General features: G+C 55.1%; 12 protein-coding genes. 3 read left to right on the forward strand and 9 right to left on the reverse strand.

Going from position 1 to position 19,009, the window contains the following annotated elements:
• Window positions 1–30: 30 nt before the first annotated feature.
• The 3 genes from SH421x_RS14375 to SH421x_RS14385 form a co-directional block, all read right to left on the reverse strand.
• A complete protein-coding gene (locus tag SH421x_RS14375) occupies window positions 31–1,638 on the reverse strand; it encodes a sialidase family protein (protein ID WP_488849910.1) in 1,608 nt (535 codons plus the stop codon).
• A gap of 92 nt (window positions 1,639–1,730) precedes the next feature.
• On the reverse strand, window positions 1,731–2,717 hold the full coding sequence (locus SH421x_RS14380; RefSeq protein WP_488849912.1) for a DUF1559 family PulG-like putative transporter: 987 nt from the start codon (window positions 2,715–2,717) through the stop codon (window positions 1,731–1,733).
• Between the two features lie 55 nt (window positions 2,718–2,772).
• Entirely contained in the window at window positions 2,773–3,195 is a 423-nt protein-coding gene (locus tag SH421x_RS14385; RefSeq protein WP_488849914.1) for a hypothetical protein, read from the reverse strand.
• Between the two features lie 414 nt (window positions 3,196–3,609).
• Between SH421x_RS14385 and SH421x_RS14390 the strand changes: the two genes are divergently transcribed.
• Window positions 3,610–4,680, forward strand: a complete 1,071-nt coding sequence (locus tag SH421x_RS14390) for a 2-dehydro-3-deoxygalactonokinase (protein WP_488849916.1) — start codon at window positions 3,610–3,612, stop codon at window positions 4,678–4,680.
• 6 nt (window positions 4,681–4,686) lie between these two features.
• Window positions 4,687–5,352 carry a bifunctional 4-hydroxy-2-oxoglutarate aldolase/2-dehydro-3-deoxy-phosphogluconate aldolase gene (locus SH421x_RS14395; protein WP_488849918.1) on the forward strand — a complete coding sequence of 222 codons (666 nt, stop codon included), beginning with the start codon at window positions 4,687–4,689 and terminating at the stop codon, window positions 5,350–5,352.
• Between the two features lie 28 nt (window positions 5,353–5,380).
• Here SH421x_RS14395 and SH421x_RS14400 read toward each other — a convergent pair whose 3' ends face one another.
• Complete coding sequence (locus tag SH421x_RS14400) at window positions 5,381–6,280, reverse strand: ThuA domain-containing protein (RefSeq protein ID WP_488849920.1); 900 nt, start codon at window positions 6,278–6,280, stop codon at window positions 5,381–5,383.
• Between the two features lie 1,095 nt (window positions 6,281–7,375).
• Between SH421x_RS14400 and SH421x_RS14405 the strand changes: the two genes are divergently transcribed.
• Window positions 7,376–8,854: a mechanosensitive ion channel domain-containing protein gene (locus tag SH421x_RS14405; protein ID WP_488849922.1), complete on the forward strand. Its 1,479-nt coding sequence runs from the start codon at window positions 7,376–7,378 to the stop codon at window positions 8,852–8,854.
• Between the two features lie 36 nt (window positions 8,855–8,890).
• On the opposite strand, the gene SH421x_RS14410 is transcribed toward SH421x_RS14405, so the two are convergent.
• Genes SH421x_RS14410 through SH421x_RS14430 form a run of 5 tightly spaced genes read right to left on the reverse strand, consistent with a single transcriptional unit; the run spans window position 8,891 to window position 18,962 of the window.
• Window positions 8,891–9,868: a hypothetical protein gene (locus SH421x_RS14410; protein ID WP_488849924.1), complete on the reverse strand. Its 978-nt coding sequence runs from the start codon at window positions 9,866–9,868 to the stop codon at window positions 8,891–8,893.
• A gap of 1 nt (window position 9,869) precedes the next feature.
• Complete coding sequence (locus tag SH421x_RS14415) at window positions 9,870–12,248, reverse strand: glutamine amidotransferase (protein ID WP_488849926.1); 2,379 nt, start codon at window positions 12,246–12,248, stop codon at window positions 9,870–9,872.
• The gene (locus SH421x_RS14420; protein WP_488849928.1) at window positions 12,245–15,925 is read right to left on the reverse strand and encodes a hypothetical protein; all 3,681 of its coding nucleotides are present in this window, start codon (window positions 15,923–15,925) and stop codon (window positions 12,245–12,247) included. The genes SH421x_RS14415 and SH421x_RS14420 overlap by 4 nt, the downstream gene beginning before the upstream one ends.
• Window positions 15,922–18,027 carry a BatA domain-containing protein gene (locus SH421x_RS14425; RefSeq protein WP_488849930.1) on the reverse strand — a complete coding sequence of 702 codons (2,106 nt, stop codon included), beginning with the start codon at window positions 18,025–18,027 and terminating at the stop codon, window positions 15,922–15,924. Before SH421x_RS14425 ends, SH421x_RS14420 begins: the two co-directional genes overlap by 4 nt.
• Window positions 18,024–18,962, reverse strand: a complete 939-nt coding sequence (locus tag SH421x_RS14430) for a DUF58 domain-containing protein (RefSeq protein WP_488849932.1) — start codon at window positions 18,960–18,962, stop codon at window positions 18,024–18,026. The genes SH421x_RS14425 and SH421x_RS14430 overlap by 4 nt, the downstream gene beginning before the upstream one ends.
• Window positions 18,963–19,009: the final 47 nt, after the last annotated feature.

Below are 19,009 nucleotides of genomic sequence, written 5' to 3' on the forward strand. Positions count from 1 at the left end.
CTGGTAAACTTTCAAGTAGAAAGGGAAAGCTTAGTACAGAATTACTCCCCACTTCCCTAGTTCCAGCGTCTCTCCTTCTTTCAAGCTCTTTTGATACGTCGTGCAAACATTGCCGGGCGCGTTGGTCTCACCAAACAACAGGAACTCGGGCAGCTTGACCTTGCTAAACCCTTGTTTCAACAGTTCGGCCGCCATGCTGTCTTGGTTGCGATCCGTCCCAGGCGTCACCACAAATACGACGCCGTCTGCGGTGCACTTGGCCGATGCTTTTTCAATGGACGATTGAATAAACTGCTTGCCGGCCAGCGCCTTGGGAACATCGTGAACCTTATAATTGCGATCTGAGAACAATTTTGCGCCGATCGTAAACGATTGAGCTTCCCCTGTGCTAGGGATCAGTTCCGCAGACGCAGCGCTGCTGATCGTTTGGCCGTCGTCATTGGATTCGAACTCAATTTTCACCCGCTTTTTCTTGGCGTCGGTTCGCGGATTGAGTCCTGTCGCCTGGTTGATCACTACCTGCATCCGCGCGTTATCACTGATCGGTTTCTGCGCCAACACATCGGCTTCGGTAAACGTTGTCATGTAGATAAATTTTTGCCCCAAGCGATCAAAGTCGTAGGTCAAATAAATCACCCCATCCTTGGCCTGAGCGCCATCAGGATAGGAGACGCCGCTTCGTTCGTCCAACAGCAAGCCCCCCTCCCACGTTTGTCCGTCATCTTTCGACAGGTAAGCGGTCAGATGCGAACGTCCTGTCTTTTCGTGGAGTGGACCATGCTTGACCAGCAAGAGATTCCCTGACTGCAATCGGCGGATAAAAAACCGCGAGGCAGTATGCTCGACATTCCACGGCTTTACCGGCGTCCAGGTTTTACCCCCATCGGTCGAATGACTTTCTCCGATGCCGTAGCGCGTACGAACCAATTGCCATAGATCGCCATTTTTCAATTGCACCAGCATCGGTTCGTCGCAGTTGCGATCCGCCGCCTCCGGTACGTTCGCCGTTCCCCGCAACGACCATGTCTTCCCCTGATCGGTCGACGCAACTACACGGCAACTTTGGTCGCGTTGCCAGATGGCGGTCGGCAACAGCCAATCGCCGTTGGACAGGGCTATCGGTTTGCACATCATCACGCCATCGTGGATCAACTGTGGTTGGGACCATTCTGGCTGAGCTTCATCGGGATTTTCGGTCGTGATCGCAAAGGTAACCGGATCTCCACTGCCGCCGCGAGTCGCCTGACACCAGAAGAGCCACAGCTTGCCGGCAGGATCGACCCATGGACAAGGATCAAAAGCGCGAACCGGCCCCTCCTTGTCAGGATCGATCACCACTTTTTGCTCCGACCAACTCTTGCCGTCATCATCACTAGAAACCAGCACAATATAGTTATGCCGGTCTTCCGTCACGCCGCCGCCATACCAAGTCGCCCAGAGTCGTCCGCCAGGCGAACGCTCTAGTCCCGAGATCCCTTGAAACATCCGGACGCTGTCGTCGTATTCGAATCCGGGCGAAAAATTAACCGTCGGCGCAATGGCCGCCGGTGATGACGACCGCTCTTCGGCCGATGCCGCCGTCGCGATAAAGCAGCTTAAGAGACAAATGGTTGGAAACCAAGCGTGTGATCGTTGCATAGCCGTTCTCGTCGTGGATGTGGGGCGCCTAGGAATTGAGCACGCTGTTGGGCGACGCCCGCAGGCAGGTGACAAATGTCGGAAGGGTCAAACTAAGGGAGGGTTTTTGACATGCCGCTGTTACGCGACGCCAACAGATTATAGAGGTCAAAATTGATCGTTTCAGGGAGAAATCGGACCGATCCGTCTCCGATCAGAAAATTGCAGCCGCCGGGATGTTGACTAGCAAAGTTGGCGTCGTTGTTTCCCCAAGTCCCCAAAATTGGCTCGTTCATCGGCGACGCCGTATTCCGCGAAGTGAAGTGTCCCCACAAGTATTGAGGTCCGTCGCTGACTGCTTTGCCAACGCCGTCGATCAGCGAGCCAGAAGGATCGCGATACTCTTGAGTCCGTTTTTCACCGACGGCGATCGTATTCGAAAGACCATCGCTTAGCGAGGCGAACGTCAGTTGCCCCGGCTTTGTCCACAACTTACCGCTCGAATCATAACGCGGCATGACAAACATCCCATTGCTCTGAGTCGTCGTCAGATCGGCATGAACGTGACTATATGTTCCGTTGGGCAACTCACCCCCGCCGCAAAATGCGTAGTCTCCTTTGTGACGGTTTTGTCGGGCCGCCGCAAACGTCGTATCGGTCTTTTCCGCCGATCGCAGCGAAGGGCAAAAATAGGCTGAGATCGGCTGCGTATTTTGTTCGACCGTCTTATTGTCGGCGTGTTCATAGTCTTGATACCGATTGAATGCATCGTGCAACGCCGATTGCTCGATATACGGCAACAGCACCGTCCAACCACTAAATCGACTGTACAACCATTGGCTCGCAGGGGTTGGCGATGTCGATGGGCGAGTTGGAAATGTATTCGCCGGAATCACGCCGAATGTGTCATGAAAGTTATGCACTCCCAACCCGATTTGTTTCAGGTTGTTCGTACACTGCATGCGCCGCGCCGCTTCCCGCGCTTGCTGCACCGCCGGCAACAACAGCGCAATCAAGACGCCGATGATCGCAATCACCACCAGCAGTTCGACCAAGGTAAAACCAAGTTTGATTCTAGGAGAGCGAATAACGTTTCGCATGATCGGCTCCAAGGCATAGGAAGGAAGAGGAATACCGGATGAGGTGCAAAAGCGATTACAAATTCAAATCAATTTCTTCTGTTTCATTGACAACTTTGAATTGCAACGGTGTCGTTTGCAGACTCCCGTATTTTCTCGGCGTCAACAGTTTTGGCTCTTGGTAACGAGGATCTTCCGCTTGGATGTCACCCGCTTGCTGCTCATACCATTTGACGATGACTTTGTATTCCGCCGGTTCTGCGTTCAATTGGTAGCCGCCATCTGGCTGGATGTTGGCCCGGATCGGCGGCAAATCGGCGTTCAACGGATTGAACAGCACCACGCCACCTTCGAGCGATTTGCCCTCCAGCGTTACTTTTCCAGTCACCGCAGAACCTGACTCCTGTTTCCCACAGCCCAACGACATCAACGTGAACACAACCAGCAGCCAACCACCGGCTCTGGGCAACAGCGGCATTCGATATACGGGGTCTTGCATGGGTAGGGAGAGCTTTAAAAGTCAAAGAGCCGGGGGAGTTCAAAACATCGCCGAGACAAGAGGCGTACCCCGACAGATATCAGCAGATCTTCGTTGCAGACAGCTAATCGCGGTGGCCCGCCACTCGCCCTGTATACAGGTTGGCGCCACATCTAGTCAAGTCATTTTGCAAAAATTCGTAGATTCCAGGGTAGAATAAGTCAACCATAATCAACTATTATTGACTGAAAACCAGCTTTAAGGGGATTTTTATGGCCGTATGGCGTGAGACGTTGTGCGAACGCAGCGAATCTTGACCCGTGAAACAATTGCCTGTATACATAGATATCATCGCGAATTGCCGATCACCCGGGATGCGCCGCGTCACTTGTCGGCTGAGACGATGAGGTTGACTTCTCTTACCAGGCAGTCTTGATGGCTCCATATTTCTTCAACTGCGACTGGGGAACGAGCCGATTTCGGTTGCGCTTGGTTCAAGTTACCAGCAAAGAAATCGTCGCGCAACGTACGTCGTCCGAAGGCGCGGCCAACTTGGCGGCCGGCTCCGCCCCCGCTAACCGTAGCTCGCTGTTTGCCCAAGTCTTGGGTCGCCATGTTGAAGCGATCGCCTCCGAAATTGATTTTGACGCTTCCCAAACGCCGATTTTAATTTCCGGCATGGCGAGCTCCTCGATTGGCTGGTGCGAACTTCCTTATGCAACGCTTCCTTTTCGCCTAAATGGATCAGCCCTTCCCTGGCGATCGCTCGACGCCGTTTCAGGGCATCCAGTCTATTTATTCTCTGGCGTTCGCGCCGCGTGCGATGTGATGCGCGGTGAAGAGATCGAAGTGATCGGCTTGGCGGTCCAGACGCTCGCTCTATCGCGCGCGAAAACTACCTGGGTAGTCTTGCCGGGAACGCACTCTAAACATCTTTGTCTTCAAGAGGGTGAGCTGGTCGACTTTCGTACCTACATGACCGGCGAACTCTATCAGTTGCTGCAAGAGCAAAGCTCGCTGCGGCATTCACTGCCGCAACATCGTCAGCCGACCTCCGCACCAACGCCGGCGCAGCAAGCGGCCTTTGCAGATGGCGTCGCTTTTGCGCAAGACGGCGAGCTGACCAGCATCCTGTTTCAAGTACGTGCAAAACAACTTCTGCATCGATTCGATGCCGCTGAGAGCGCCGGTTTGTTGAACGGGATCCTGATCGGTAACGAACTCGCAGCGCTGGCTCGTATTCGAAACAGTGACAGCTCCCTGGTATTGTGCGCCAACTCTACGTTCCAACCGCTGTATCAACATGCGCTCGATCTACTGGGATTAGGGGATATCGCCATCGTAATCCCCACAGACGAAGTCGATCAGCTTTCTGCCTTCGGTCAATGGAAGGTCTTTGCGAACATCAATTCAGCGACCCGACATCGCGGACGAAGCTCGGTTGCTCGACCTGCTGCGATTCCCTCCCCTACTCCGCTCAAATCGAGCTCTACCAAAGCGACATAGCGCCGCATGACTGATTTATTCGACTGGAAGCGGTTCCAGCAGCTGCCGTTGGTGGGCATCTTGCGCGGCTTTGACCTCGACGCTTCGCAGCACGCTGTCGGCGCTGCAGTCGCAGGCGGATTGACCACCGTCGAAGTCACGCTCAATTCACCTGCGGCGGCGACGCAAATTGAGCAGCTGCGGGCTGAATTTGGAGATCGCGTCAACGTTGGCGCGGGAACGGTTTGCACCGTTGACGATGCTCACTTGGCGATCCAAAGCGGGGCTACATTTATTGTCACGCCGATCGTTGACGCCGACGTGATCCAGGTTTGCCGCGACAATCAGGTTCCGGCCTTTGTCGGCGCGATGACTCCTAGCGAAGTCTTCCGTGCATGGAGCTTCGGCGCCGCGATCGTCAAAATTTTTCCGGCGGACTCCTTGGGACCCGCCCATTTGCAGAGTCTACGTGGTCCCTTGCCGCAGATCCCTCTAATGCCGACCGGCGGCGTCACCGTCGAAAGTTTAAAAAGCTTTCATGATGCTGGCGCGATCGCGTTTGGAATCGGGAGTCCGCTGTTTAACGCCCAGCGGGTTGCGGACCAAGATTGGAACTGGATTCAAACGCAAGCTGGCCGGTTTGTCGACGCCTACACAGCGCTCGGATCGCAGTCCGATCAGACGTTTGGGTGAGAAACTTTCACCTCAACGTTGCCGACTATCAATCCGCTTCGGAAAGCGCCGCATCAATCTCGGCATGCGTGTAGAATTTTGCTTCGACGCCGGTTGGCGGAACTTTAACATGCGCTGACCAGGCCAGTGCGTTGAGTATTAATTTGCGAAACTGCGGATCTTGCCAGTTGTTGTAAAAGTGCCCGCAGCTAGTGCCAAAGCCGCGTCCCCCATTAGTCCGCTCTCGCGCCCACGCAACGACTTTTCCGTAAGGCTCTCGCCCTGGCAAGGTCGGGACGCTGGCGATCGCTTGCAAGGCCGCATCTTGCGGATCAAACCGCAAGTTGTAGTAAAACTCTTCCCGCAAGGTGAACGGCTGCACGCCGCGCGAGATCGGATGCTCGGCCGAGCTTAACTCCATCGCAGCGGTTTGCGTTTCAATTGCCGAATACCATTGCCGCTTGCCAGCATCTTCCCAGTCAAAATAGCCGCCGCTCCAGTCGAGAATTTGCGCTGCATATTGGTCAGGCGTGAAGGTTGAAAAGTGGAACGTCAAAAAACCGCAGCCGCGATCGATCTGCTTTTGAATCACTGCAACGTGCTCTTCACTTTGAAACTGCGGCGCTTCTTGATACTTGTCACCGTCGCGCCCGTCCGAAATGACCATAATCGCATCGGCGTCATCCAACGTCCGCGGATCTTGCGGCCAACCTTTCAGATGAGTTTCGACCCGCACTTGATCGGCAATATTGGAATGCTGGAGCATCACCTTTAACAACTTCACTGACCACGGATAGTCGTGGATGCCGTTGCCGACCGGACCATGACTTTTCGGACCGGCGATCAAGACGATCTTTTTGACAGGTGGTTCGGCGGCGCTCGTTCGATCTCCAAACAAGCACAGACTGTACCCCCAGACCAACAGCCAGATCAGAGATTTCAGTTTCATGATGGTTCTGTAGGTGGGGCAAAGACGCGCAGAAAATCGACCTCCGCGGTACGCTTTTGTCTGGGCATGATATTCTCCTGCGAACCAAGTGAACCCGAGGCGGACCTATCATAGAATAACAGGATACAGCGGCCGGGAGAACCAAATCAGGCCATCGTCTTAATACTGTTCGGCACAGCATTTGCGCATTGAGTTGAGTCGCGTTGCGGCTTGCCAGATTGGCGGGGCGAACTATTGTCTCGCCACTTGACAAAGTCTTAGTGTTTTGTTAACATCTAATCATACATTTTGATGCACCGGGCGACCTGCTGGTTTCATCAGGCGGTGCTTTGTCGTTGAAGATCGGCAACTTCGGGAGAGGTTGCTGGGGCTGTCTGCTGCGCTGGCTGGTTTTTTGAGTTGGATGGACTGCAGAGTGGCCAGGCGCTAAGGGTGCGCGCCTGGTAAGGGGACGTCATCGGACAGCGAAAATGCAGCGGTGTGGTTGCGGATGCGCAGCGGACAATGGTGGTCAGATTCGGCTCAGACACGTTCACACAAAAAAAATCTACTGTCCAGTCCACTCGGGAAGCAATGGAGAATGCCTAACTCAGAGGGAATCCCTAGCGACGATGTGCGGCATTCATGTTTCGTCATTTTCTTGCGAGCGCATTACCCTCGCTCGCGAGTTCGGACGACGAAAATTGCGGGCATACGAAAAAACGACGCGGTCCGGTCCGCTGTCCTGTCCTTCGAACCGCTGTCGGGTGGGCACGCTCCAAGCTGGGCGATGGGCGTGGTGGGGTTTCGCGCGCTTCGCCCAGCCTTCTGCTTCGCTCCAGTCTAAGCTTGCCTCCCAAATTATTTCATCTACTTAGAGGGGGGAACGATCCATAAAAAAAGTTAGCGAGTCCAGTCCAGTCAGATCGGGAGGTCCGCCGCAAGACCATTCCCCCCGAACTCGAGCCGCAGGCTCTGCCTTTCCGTTAGGATGTGAGAATTGACGTAACTTTTCTCACATCCCGTGAACAGTTTCCGTAGCTCGATCCGCGGTGGCGGCAATGCGCGCGAGCTTGCCGTCAACGCGATTTACAGATTCAGAAAGAGAGCATCCCCGTGCGGCGATCCATTCCTCTATATTTGCTGGCGGCCTTGCTGACTATTTCCTTGGGGGGGGCGCCGTTCTTTGTCGCCGCTCAGGAACCGGCCGAGCAAGCCGGTCCCGACGATCCGCCGAAAAAACTGGCGACGCCCAACGAAGCGGAACTCTCGATTGCCCCAACCAAGGTAGATGTAAAACCAATAGCTCGCGACGACGAGATCCGGATGCGGCTCGAAAGCGTGCTAATAGCGACCGGTTGGTTTACCGAACCGCAGGTGCGGGTCGAACAAGGAGTCGTCTTTCTTAACGGTCAGGCCGAATCCGATGATCTAAAAAGATGGGCCGGCGATTTAGCCCGTAATACCCAAGATGTGGTCGCCGTGGCCAATCGAATGAATGTACCCGAACCGTCGATTTGGGATTTCGGCCCCGCCTGGAATGGGCTCTTGGTTCTCTGGCGCGACATCATCCGATCGCTTCCGTTTGTCGCGTTCGGACTCTGCATTTTGATTCTTTCGATCGGCGCCGGCATGCTGGCGACTCGCATTACGGGGTATCTGCTTTTAAATCGAGTTAGCGCTAGACTTCTTCGCAACGTCGTCGCGCGCGGAGTGGGAGTCTTCGCATTTCTCTGCGGCGCCTATGTAATCTTGCGAGTTTCTGGACTGACGCAACTAGCGCTGACCGTGGTCGGCGGCACAGGACTAATAGGTTTGGCCTTCGGTATTGCGTTTCGAGACATCACCGAAAACTTTTTGGCTAGCATCTTCCTCAGTATGCAACGCCCTTTTGAGACTGGTGATCTGGTCGAAGTGGTCGGGGAGACCGGATACGTTCAGCAGTTAAATGTCCGCACGACGATCTTGATGACGCTTGACGGAAACTTGGTGCAGATCCCTAACGCCGCCGTTTACAAAAGCAACCTCCGCAACTTCACCGCCAATGCAAACCGCCGCGAAGACTTTGTCGTCGGCATCGGCTATGACGATTCGATCACGGCTGCGCAAGAGATCGCCCGCAAAGTATTGGAGGAACACCCCGCGATTCTGAACGATCCAGAACCATCCGTACTAGCGGATAGCTTAGGCAATGCGACGATCAATCTTCGTCTTTATTTTTGGCTGAACGGCCGCGAACATAGCTGGTTGAAGGTTCGTTCCTCCGTCATCCGTCAAGTAAAATCGGCGTTCCAAAAAAATAGTATCTCGATGCCAGACGAAGCCCGCGAGGTTGTCTTCCCCAACGGAATTCCAGTCACCATACATGACTCCAAATCGACAGCGCCGCCCATCGTCAGGTCTGTCGATCAGCTCTCGACGCCAGCGCTGGATGAAGATCAAACCGACACAGCAACCAAAGCAGAAGGTGGCCTCACCAGCGAGGCGAGCGTGATTAAAGAACAGGCTCGCCAAATCCAGCCGTTGAAAGACGAAGAGAATTTGCTAAAGAGCTCCCTTGGAGCTGCTGGAGGAAATCGCTCAGGGACGAAGTAACAGAATATCCCATCTATCGTCGCGAATGGTGGTTCGTTACGGATCTTGGGATTGGTCAGCTTGATAAATTTTCGCCAGCGGCAAGAGAATCGATTCTAGGCGATCTAAATATTCTGATTCCGCAAGTTCCGATTCCAGTTGCCGCAACTCGGCAAGCTGTCGCTCAAGCGCGTCACGCTGACCACGCAGCGCTTCCGTAAGTATCAGCGAGTCTTCGCCGGGCGCCAAGATGAATTGATTAGCGAAGGTTCCATCCGGAAGCGTATCGTCTTTTGAAACCTTGATAATATGGATGCCGCGAAACCAATCAGGCGGCGTTCCTTTTCCATCGCCGTTGTCGTCGAGCAACGAGTGCTCTGTCGCCAATCGAGCATCCGAGTCGTAGTATTGCTGGGTTTGTTTCGCCGCAGCCAACCAGGCTTCCAGCAAAGAAGTTTGGCCATCTTTATCAAGATCGCCCGACGCTTCTCCGACGGTTTGGGACAGATACCCGCCAAATCGGGCGAAGTTCTGCTCAAAACCGCTTTGTGTGGCCGAAAGCACCACGCGGTTGGGAGCCGAGAGCTCGGCGACGAATGGCCCGCTGGCCGAAGCGCAGTTGATGATCGCCATTCGACAAGATAACGGCGCTACTCGTTCGGCAAGTTCACTGGCGGTGATATCAGCGCCGCGGAGGTTAAATTTTGCTTTTTTGCCGTCGAAGGTTCCGTGTCCGATTAGCACGATCCATAAGGTTTCGGGAGGATCTTTTTCGAGTTCAGCGAGCGTCTGGCGCAGGAGCTCACGGTCGGTTAGTTTCGCATCTTCAGGACAAGTCATTCCGATGCCGATGAACGAGCTTCCCGCTTGGGTGGTCGCTGCTTTCCAGCGATCGGCCCACTTGGCGAACATTTCGGCATACTCTGTTTCACCTGGTTCGCCAACCACCACGATCACGGTAGTGGACGAAACCGGCGGCGTCGATTCGGCATCGGCGCCAGCCAATAGCGCGGCGCAAGCGACTAACCACATCATGTCAGGCAAGCCCTTTCCAACGACGAAGTCCCCATTCCATCACCAGCATCCCAACTGCCAACAGAAAAACTCCCCAAGTGTGCCAGACCGCGTGAACTTTGGGTTCAACGATCGGGATATCGCGCTCAGACAGCGTCCTTACGAACTGCTCCAGATGATTCAACGCAACATCTTCGCCGCCAGACTGCTGAGCGATCGTTTCCAGGAAGTTGCGATTTGGTTTCAATGTCATCAACTCGTCGCTGGCCGGCTCCGACACCCAGCCGGTTTCAGCATGGTTGATTTGGCTGCCATCGGGATGAAATGCCGTGACTTTCGCGCGATAGGCGCCCGGCGTGCGAGGCACATAGTTGGCCGCATATTGCCCCGAGAAGGCGTCTTTGGCGTCGGCGGTCAACGTCAGCAATTCCCCCTCGGGCGTGCTAACTTCAATCGAAACGCTGGCATTGTCAAGCGGCTTGAATTTCTCGTCGTTCACTTGAACGGCGATTTCCAGCGGACCACTTGGGTCACCCTGGGGGCGGCCGGCATCCACCTTAACGCGCTGCGGAACATCGCCCACCAACCAGCGCACGGTTTGCCGCCAAGCTTTCTCCAGGTCTTCGTTGTCCGTCGTTTTTTGATGCAATTTCCAACGCCACAAATCGCCGATCAGCATCGCTGCGGTTCGCCCCTTGCCAAATCGCTGGGTCACCAACACAGGGCGCGAATCGTCCTGCGTCAGGGGCGCAGACAACAACTGGGTTGCACCTGGCTTCAGTGCGCCGACCGAATTGAGCGTTCGCAACCGCGGCATTTCGTCGAAACGCGTCGCTTCTTCCTGCTCGGTCGCGCGAACGCGGACCCACGGCTCAAGCAGACCTTCGCGCGTCATTTTCAGCTTGAACTCGGCTTGCTCAGGAGTTGTTTGGATACCGCTCAAATAGATCGGCAACAGTTCGCCAATCGGCGTGCGATGATATTTACCCTCGCCAAACGATTCAGTTCCACCGAGCATCATGAAGCCCCCGCCGCGAAGACTGACAAAATCCTGAATCAGCGACTTTTGATCCTGCGTAAAAAAATCGGCTTCCAAGTCATCGAGAATCAGCGCGTGGTACTCAAACAATTCGTCGGGCGACTTGGGGAAGCCGCCGGTCAATTCGCCCGGCTCCAGTTGCCCAACCCGCAACAAGACCGCTTCGTCGTATTGTTCGACTTGCTCCTTCTGTTCGTCGTCCGAGTTGGTGAAGATTCGATTGGCGCTGGAGTCTTTGTCGCGAAATTGAAATTTCGGTTCTCGTTTGGCGATTCGGACGAGCGCGTCAAGTTTGATCTCGTCGTCGCCGGCCAGGGCACGGTTCAAAAACTTGAATTCCCAGTTGGGTCGCCCCGAGACATAGAGCACTTTGTATGGGCCCTGTCCGCGATTGACGACTACCATGCGACTGTTGTTAAGCAGCGTGGCTTCCGAACTTTTGTCGACATCGGCAAACAGGCCCGACGCCGACTTTTCGAAAGCGCGGATTTGGTAGAACAGAATTCCGCGTTCTGTTGGCTTGACCTGAAACCGGACCGAAAAGAGTTGGTCATCACGGATGTCCGTAACAGTTTGCAATTGCAGTCGTTCTCCCTTTTCGTCCAGCAACTCAACGATGACCGACTTCCCCGAAAACCCTTCCCCTTCAATCTCGGCTGTCAGAGTAACCGGAGCGGCCTCAAAGTTGGTTTGACTCGCGGTCACGCGACGCACGCCGATGTCGCGAGTGGTTTGCTCCTGGCCAACCATCACCGGAAAGATCGGTGGGTATTTGCTCCAGTCGATGTTAGCCTCCGAAAAGTCGGTCGCGTTACCATCGGTAAACAACAAGATGCCGGCGAGCGGTCGCCCCGCGTAACGGTCGGATATTGAGGCCAATGATGTAACGATCGCCGAGGCTTCTCCCTCGGCCGCGTACTGCTGGAAGTCGGCGACCGGCGCCAACAGACGATCAAACTCGTAACGACGCACGTCGAACTCTTGACCAAGCCGAACTTGCCAGGCTGCGTCGCGGTCGAGTTGCGTTTTCAGCATAGCGGCTCGCGAAGTCGACTCGCCGCGGTCGGAAACTTGAAGACTTTGCGAGCGATCGGCGAGCAATGCGATCAAATTTGCACCCGGCACAGGCTTCGATTCGCTCCGCATCGGCTCGACCAAAATCATCGCCAACAGCGCCACTGCCAAAGTCTTCAGTCCAGCGCAGACGAACTTCAACCACAGCGGTGCAGCGATCGTACGATAAGCCCAGACAATCAACAGAAATATAACGCCACCCAGCAACCAGGCCGGCAGGATCCACGGTCGATCCGCCCAGACGTTGGGCCACTCGAGGATAAATTGTTCGCGCAGCCAATCGCTCATTCGCTGCTCCCCAACCGTTCGTAGTAACGTCGAACGGCGTTCTCATACTGCGAGGGGACAGGATCTTTATCGATCGGAACCCGAGCGTCATCGGCAGTCCGCTTCAGCAACTCCTCCGCAACGCGATTTTGCAGTCGAGTCAGCGGGCGAGCAATTTTTTCCTGGATGATATCCCACTGCGGAGCTTGCGACTGACCTTTGATGTCACGACGAATCTCGCGAGCCTCATCCCGAATACGAGCCGCTTCAGCGCGAAGCTGCGGATCCTCTACAATTTCCTCCACATCACGCAGCCGATCAGACCAATCGATGAAATCATCGCCGGAGAAGGGTGAGCTGGGTTGGAAGCCGCCCTTCTGTAAGAACCGCTCTAGACCGCCGCCGGCAGATCCCCCCAGCCCCGGTTGTTGTCCCGGTTGTTGTCCCGGTTGTTGTCCCGGTTGTTGTCCCGGTTGTTGTCCCGGTTGTTGTCCCGGTTGTTGTCCCGGTTGTTGTCCCGGTTGTTGTCCCGGTTGTTGTCCCGGTTGTTGTCCCGGTTGTTGTCCCGGTTGCTGTCCCGGTTGCTGTCCCGGTTGCTGTCCCGGTTGCTGTCCCGGTTGCTGTCCCGGTTGCTGTCCCGGTTGCTGACCCGGTTGCTGACCCGGTTGCTGTCCCGGTTGCTGTCCCGGTTGTGTGGGTTCGCGTCCTTCTGCCCGAGCGATTTCTCCCTCTAGGTCTTGATTCAATTGCTCTAGCTCACTCAAAGCTCGACGAAGCGTTTCGGTCTCGTCTCCCAGGATTTGTTCGGCTGCCTGTTCGACACCTGCGGCGAGTTGTTCGATGCTACGCCGGGCTTCCCTTTCTTGTCGGATAGAGTCTTCCACAAATCCGCGTTGCAGCGATTTATCGGCAGCTTCGAGCGCTTGTTGCGGATCAGCGGTTCGTGTTTCTCGGATCGATTCGTACAACTTCTCGGCCAACAGCGGCTGAGTGTCTTCCGCCTCTTCGATTGTTTCTCGCATCTGATTCAACAGCTGTTCGAGTCGCTGTTGTTGTTCGGCAAGTTGCTGTTGCACCTCACCGCGATTATCCGATTCACGGAGCGAGTTTTGATCTTCTTTGCCACCGCCTTGCAGTTGTTCCAATTGCTGAGCCAGCTTCTCTTCTGCTTGAACCAGCTCTTGCGACTGCTGCTGCAGGTCACGGACTTGCTGTTCAAACTGACCTGCCGAGCGCTTTTGAAATTCGTCTTGCAGCTCATTCAACTCGCTCTGAGCACGCGTACCGGCGCTAGCGGCCTGGGTGACCATCTGCTCTTTTAGCGCGTCGGACGAAGCTCGGATATTATCGCGAGCCTGTTCAAGCTGTTGCCGCTGTTCGCCCATTCGTTCTTGATTTTCGGGCTCTTCCATCCGCTGTTGCAGTTCTTCGGTATCGCGAAGGATCTCCTCTTGCTCTTCTCGCAGACGCTTGAGTTGCCGCTCTGCCTCAGCTCGTTCTTCCTCAGTTTTGGCCGCTTCCAACGCCCCCTGTTGTTCTTTGATTCGCTCATTGAGGTCATTTTGCCGCTGGGCAAGTTCACGCAGTCGGTTCAAGACTTGACGATCCTCGCGAGTCTCTTGCTGCTGCTCGGATTGGGCTTGCTCTTGCTGGGCGTAGCGGTTTTCGTCTTCCCGAAGTTGCAATTGCTGCAGTTGTTGTTGTGAGCGTTTGCTTTGCGATTGTGAAGACTGGCTTGACTGCTGCGATTGACTCGACTCTACGACTTCGTGTTCTCGCGCACGCAGGCGAAGCAAAGATTGGTAAGCGGCTTGTTGGTGCCCGAGCGCCGGAGGCAACTCGGCGATCGCTGACCCGCTAACGGTTGATTCCAAGGTGGTTATCGCCGCTTGCATCGACTGCTTTACCTGCTCTACATGCTTGAGCGACTGCGGATCTTGCAGGTTCTCTTCCAGTTCTGCGACTTGCGACAGCGCTGTTTGCTGCGACTCAATCAACAGCTGCAGGTCAGTTGCGAACTGGTCCGTCGGAGTTTCACGCGTTTCTCGGCGAATCACTTTCCAGGTCGCGTTGATAATCTGCTTTTGCAACTCGGCCAGTTGTTGCGATTGCTCGGCATTTTGGCCCCCTTGTTGCTGCTGCTGTTGCGAACCTGCGGGCGGTTGTTCTCCCTGGCGATAGATTTCGTCAAACGGGCGAACTTCGGCGAAATAAAGATCGCTGGAGGTACGGCGGTTTGCCCCGTCGGGCCCGATGTCTTCAGCCCAGAAGTACCAAGAGAGAAGCTGATCGGGCTTGGCGTCCAGGTCTTCTAGCGCCAACAAATGTTCGGTTTGAATGCGTTCTTGGGTCGGGAACTCTTCTCCCAGCAATACTTCGCGCTCCAGCTTGCCGGGGATCGAATAGCTGAGACCGACTCGTTTAAGTCCATAATCGTCCCAAGCCGAAGCGGCCAAATCTATTTCTTCAATCGGCGAAACCTCTATATCTTGCGTCGGTTGCGCTAGTTTGATATCCGGTGGACGATTTGCGAGCATGATGATCCGAAATTCGGCGGGATGCTTGGCGGTTCGTCCTGCGTCGTCGACTAAACGAAGCGTCAGTTCATAATGCCTGTCTACGATCACGGTCGCAGTAAAGGTCAGCGGATCGGCCGGATTCGATTCCAAAGAGATCGCCGCTTCTCCTGATTCGGTCACTTCAACCAACTGGGCGCTAGCCAGCGGTTTATTCACGCGACAGAGCAATGTCAGCTCGGTTCCTTCGACCGCCGAAACGCGGCGGGTATCCTGCACCAACTTTTCGGGTTGGCCGGTATAGCTGGGAAAGATAAGTTTGGCGTCGGCTTGCAACAGTTGCGGATACTCAAAGACAGTTACCTGATAGTCTGCCGTAACTTGATCTCCAAAGGCGACGCGATAACGCAGCGGCTCGGCAACTGTCGCGATCCTGCCGCCAAACAAAGGATCGTCCAACGACTGCGCCATCGCGACGGAATGTTCCTGGCCATCCTGCATTTGGTAAAGCAACTTTGCTTCTGGCGGCAAACGGTCCGCGAAGCGGGCCAGGACCAGCAGACTGGCTCCCTTTTCGACTTCTGCATCGCCCGGTTCGATCGTCGCTTCGTATTGAGCGCCACTCAGCACCACATTGCCAAAGTGCAGACTCGCTTCAGGATTTGTGACAAGTAGATCAGCGTTGAGCCATTGCAAAGCGGTGGCTGCAACGAACAGCAGGATGGGGCCGATAATCGCCAACGTACGCGCCAATCCCATCTGCGTGGGAGAGATCAAGTTTCGCCAATCGTGCGTTCGCGCATGGTGCAAAGCCTGATTAACAACGGACTGCTGCAAATAGCCGAATCCTTGGAGCGACGCGTGCGGATCTTGCTCGACTGCGGTGATCAACGCCGAATTGAGTTGAGGAAATCGAGTTTCGATCTGTTGCGCCAAGCGACGCGAGTTTCGACCCGATCTCGCCCCAATCAAGATCGCCACCAGCGAAACGACCACTGCCGCGACCATCACCAGCGGCACGATTCCTTCAACAACCAGGCCGTTCATCTTGCTGACAACAAAGACCGCGCCCAGCAACGCCGCAAACGAAAGAAGGACGATTCCCACGCCGCACAAGCTTCGATATGCCTGTAAACGATGGGCGACACGTTGCAGTTGAGACTTGAGTTGACGATCCATCATGCGAGGTCTCCCATGACCTGAACGGGTTGACGACTTCGGCGCGCGGCGAGCAACGTTTCGACTGCCAATAAGATCAGAGCGGCGATGATAAGCCACTTCCAGATCTTCTGGCGGTTCTCAAGTTCGAGATCGCGCAGTTGCCGCATCTTATCTAACTGCTGCAACTGCGAAGGCGCGGCGCCCATTGCAATCTTGTATTGCTCAAGTCGCTGCACGTCGAGCGGATCGATTTCGCTTTCCGCATCGGCGACGTTGACAGCAAATTTTGTTGCTTTCCCTTCGTCGATCAGCGTGTAAATCCCCGGAGCGGTTGTCGCCGAGAATACGTTAGTCGTTGCACTCAGCTCGATTTCTGATCCATCCGGGGTTTTGACTATGCGTTTGCCTTGTAACGCAGGCAGCGGAACCGCTTGATTTACAAGATACGACTGTGAAGCAAGTCCTCTGTTGGCGGCCAGTTCTATCCAACGCGAAAGGAGAGGTAGAAATTTGGTGGACAACGCAAGTTGGCTATCGGCGCGACTCCAACCGGAGGCTAACACGTACAATGTTCCCTCACCGCGGGGAATCGACCAAAGGGCAGGCGACTCGTCGCTAAACCTTGCGATAACGGTCGCGCCTGCAACCTCTTCGAGACTGACAACGCGATGTCGCCAGAACCGGATCTTGGTGAAGTCGTTATACCTGGCGCCCGCGAAGGGAAGGAGCAACGGATGCTGAAAATCAAGCTGCCCCAATAGCGCATACGAATCATTGTTGGAGCGATCTGCTTCGCTACCTGGAATTAGTTTTACGCCGCCAAGCCATGAGCCCAAGTCGCTTACCATCTCGTCGCTGCTGAGGACTACTAGAGCGTCGCCCCCCTGATCGAGATAGCGATTGACCCCCGCTTGTTGTTCAGAGCTCAGCGATTTGGTGATAATCGTAAAGCTAGGCGCCGCGTCAAATTCCCAGTTGGGCATCGCATCGATAGAAATTGCGTCGATCTCTACTTTGCGGGCTGCAGTCTCTTCGAACGCTCGGCTCAGATAAAACTGCATTTCTGCTGGGTCGTCTTCAGCATCCTCGCCAAAGTAAGCCAGCTTGATTTGTTCCTGGATCGCGGGAACCTGATAGAAGATATTGTCGAAATCAAGCCCGGCGCCATCGCCGCTCAGCACCAATCGATCAGGCACGCTGCCGTCGAGCTCCTTGGGCACATCCAGCACCAGGCTTTCGCCGGGGGGAACATAAAATGACACTGGGCGCGATCGATCCTGGGCCCCATCGCTCCACACGACTTTAAATTGCTCGTTAGTAGAGCCGGCGACGTTTCGCACGCGAACGCGGTGCGCCATTTCTCCTTCTACCTCTGCTTGCGACTGAACCAGCCGAACGCGTGCATTAGAAACCTCTGCTGATTCGATCCTGCGAACGTCGAGTCGTACTGCTGTGGGCCACTGACTCGTTTGCAGCGCATCCAATTGCGAGCTTGACTGCACATCTCCGATCAAGACAATCTGCAGCGCCGCGTGCGATTGCCGCAAATCATCCGCCGATTCTAAACGTTCGGCCACTCCCAACAGAGCGGCCCCCAAATTGCTAACGCCCCACGTTGGCGAGAGTTCGGCGAGTTTGTAACGCACCAACTCGCGGCGCTGTGACCGATCGAGCTCTGCGGAGATCTCTGGCGCGACAAGCAACTCCAGTTTCTCATCGAAGGCGAACAACGAGACTTCGTCCGTCGGCTCCAAATTGTCGATCACCGACATGGCTTCTTTGACGGCATCTTGCCAAACAACGCCGCGTCGCATGCTGGCGCTGCGATCCATCAAAAGCGCTAGATGCCGTTGCGGCGCATCATGGAGGGACAGATCGGCCTGGGTGCGAAGATAAGGACGCATGAAAGCGATCGCCAACAGCAAGATTACCAGCGATCGTAATAGCAGCAGCAACCACTGGTCCAAGCGACTGCGGCGCGTCAACCGCGGTGGAGAGGGGTGCAGAAACATCAGCGAACTAAATTCGTAGCGCGCCTTGGGGGTCCGCCGAATCAAATGGAACAACAGCGGCGCTGCGATCGTTAGCGCACCCAGGAAAAAAGCACCGTAAAGAAAACTCATGTTGAGCCTCCCGTCATCGGCGTTCTTTGGCGGACATTGCCGCGTCCGCGTTTCATCCGCTCGGCCAGTAGATCAAACAGCATGAGCTCTAAGGGCTGATCGGTCGAAATCTGATGCAGTTCGATTCCTAGTTGGCTGCAGATGGTTTGGATGGCGCCGGCATGTTCACGAAAGCCTGCGAGATAATTTTCGCGGGCGGCTTCTGGATCAATGTAGAGGTCGCGTCCCGTTTCAATATCGTGAAACATCGCCGGTTTATCGAAACCGAAGTCAATCTCACGAGGATCGAGCACGCGCAGCAGAATGACTTCGTGCCCGCGTGTTCGCAGGTAACTCAGGTTTTTCTTGAGCGACGCAATCGAAGTCAATAAGTCCGAGATCAGAATGACGAAGCCTCGTTTGGCGACGGTGGCCGCGATTTGCTCTAACGGCTTGTCAATATTAGTCGCCGTCCCTGCCGGAGCACGCTCTAAGCTCATCATCAAATGGTGGATATGACCCGGACGAAAGCGGGGAGGAATCAAATCAACAATCTTCTCGTCAAACGTTAGCAAGCCAACGGCGTCGCGTTGCAGCGAAAGGAAGTAGGCGATCGTCGCCGCGGCGGTCTTGGCGTACTCGGCTTTGCTGTAGCCGATGGCGCCGTAGCTCATCGAACGACTCAAGTCGACCAGCAAGTGACAGCGGAGGTTTGTTTCGTCTTCAAAGCACTTGATGAAATAGCGATCAGAGCGAGCATACAGCTTCCAATCCAAAAACCGCGTGTCATCGCCAGGCGAGTATTGGCGATACTCAGTAAACTCTACCGAAAAACCGTGATACGGAGAACGGTGCAGCCCAGACATGAAACCTTCAACAATCGCGCGAGCGCGAAGTTCTAGGTTCTTCATCCGCATCAACGCACCGGGGTCGATGAACGAAGCCTTGCTTTGCACTAGCCTCGCAGAAGCGTCGGACGGACTTGCTGCTGAATTGGGTGCGC

It is taken from the genome of Blastopirellula sp. SH421, assembly GCF_057808535.1.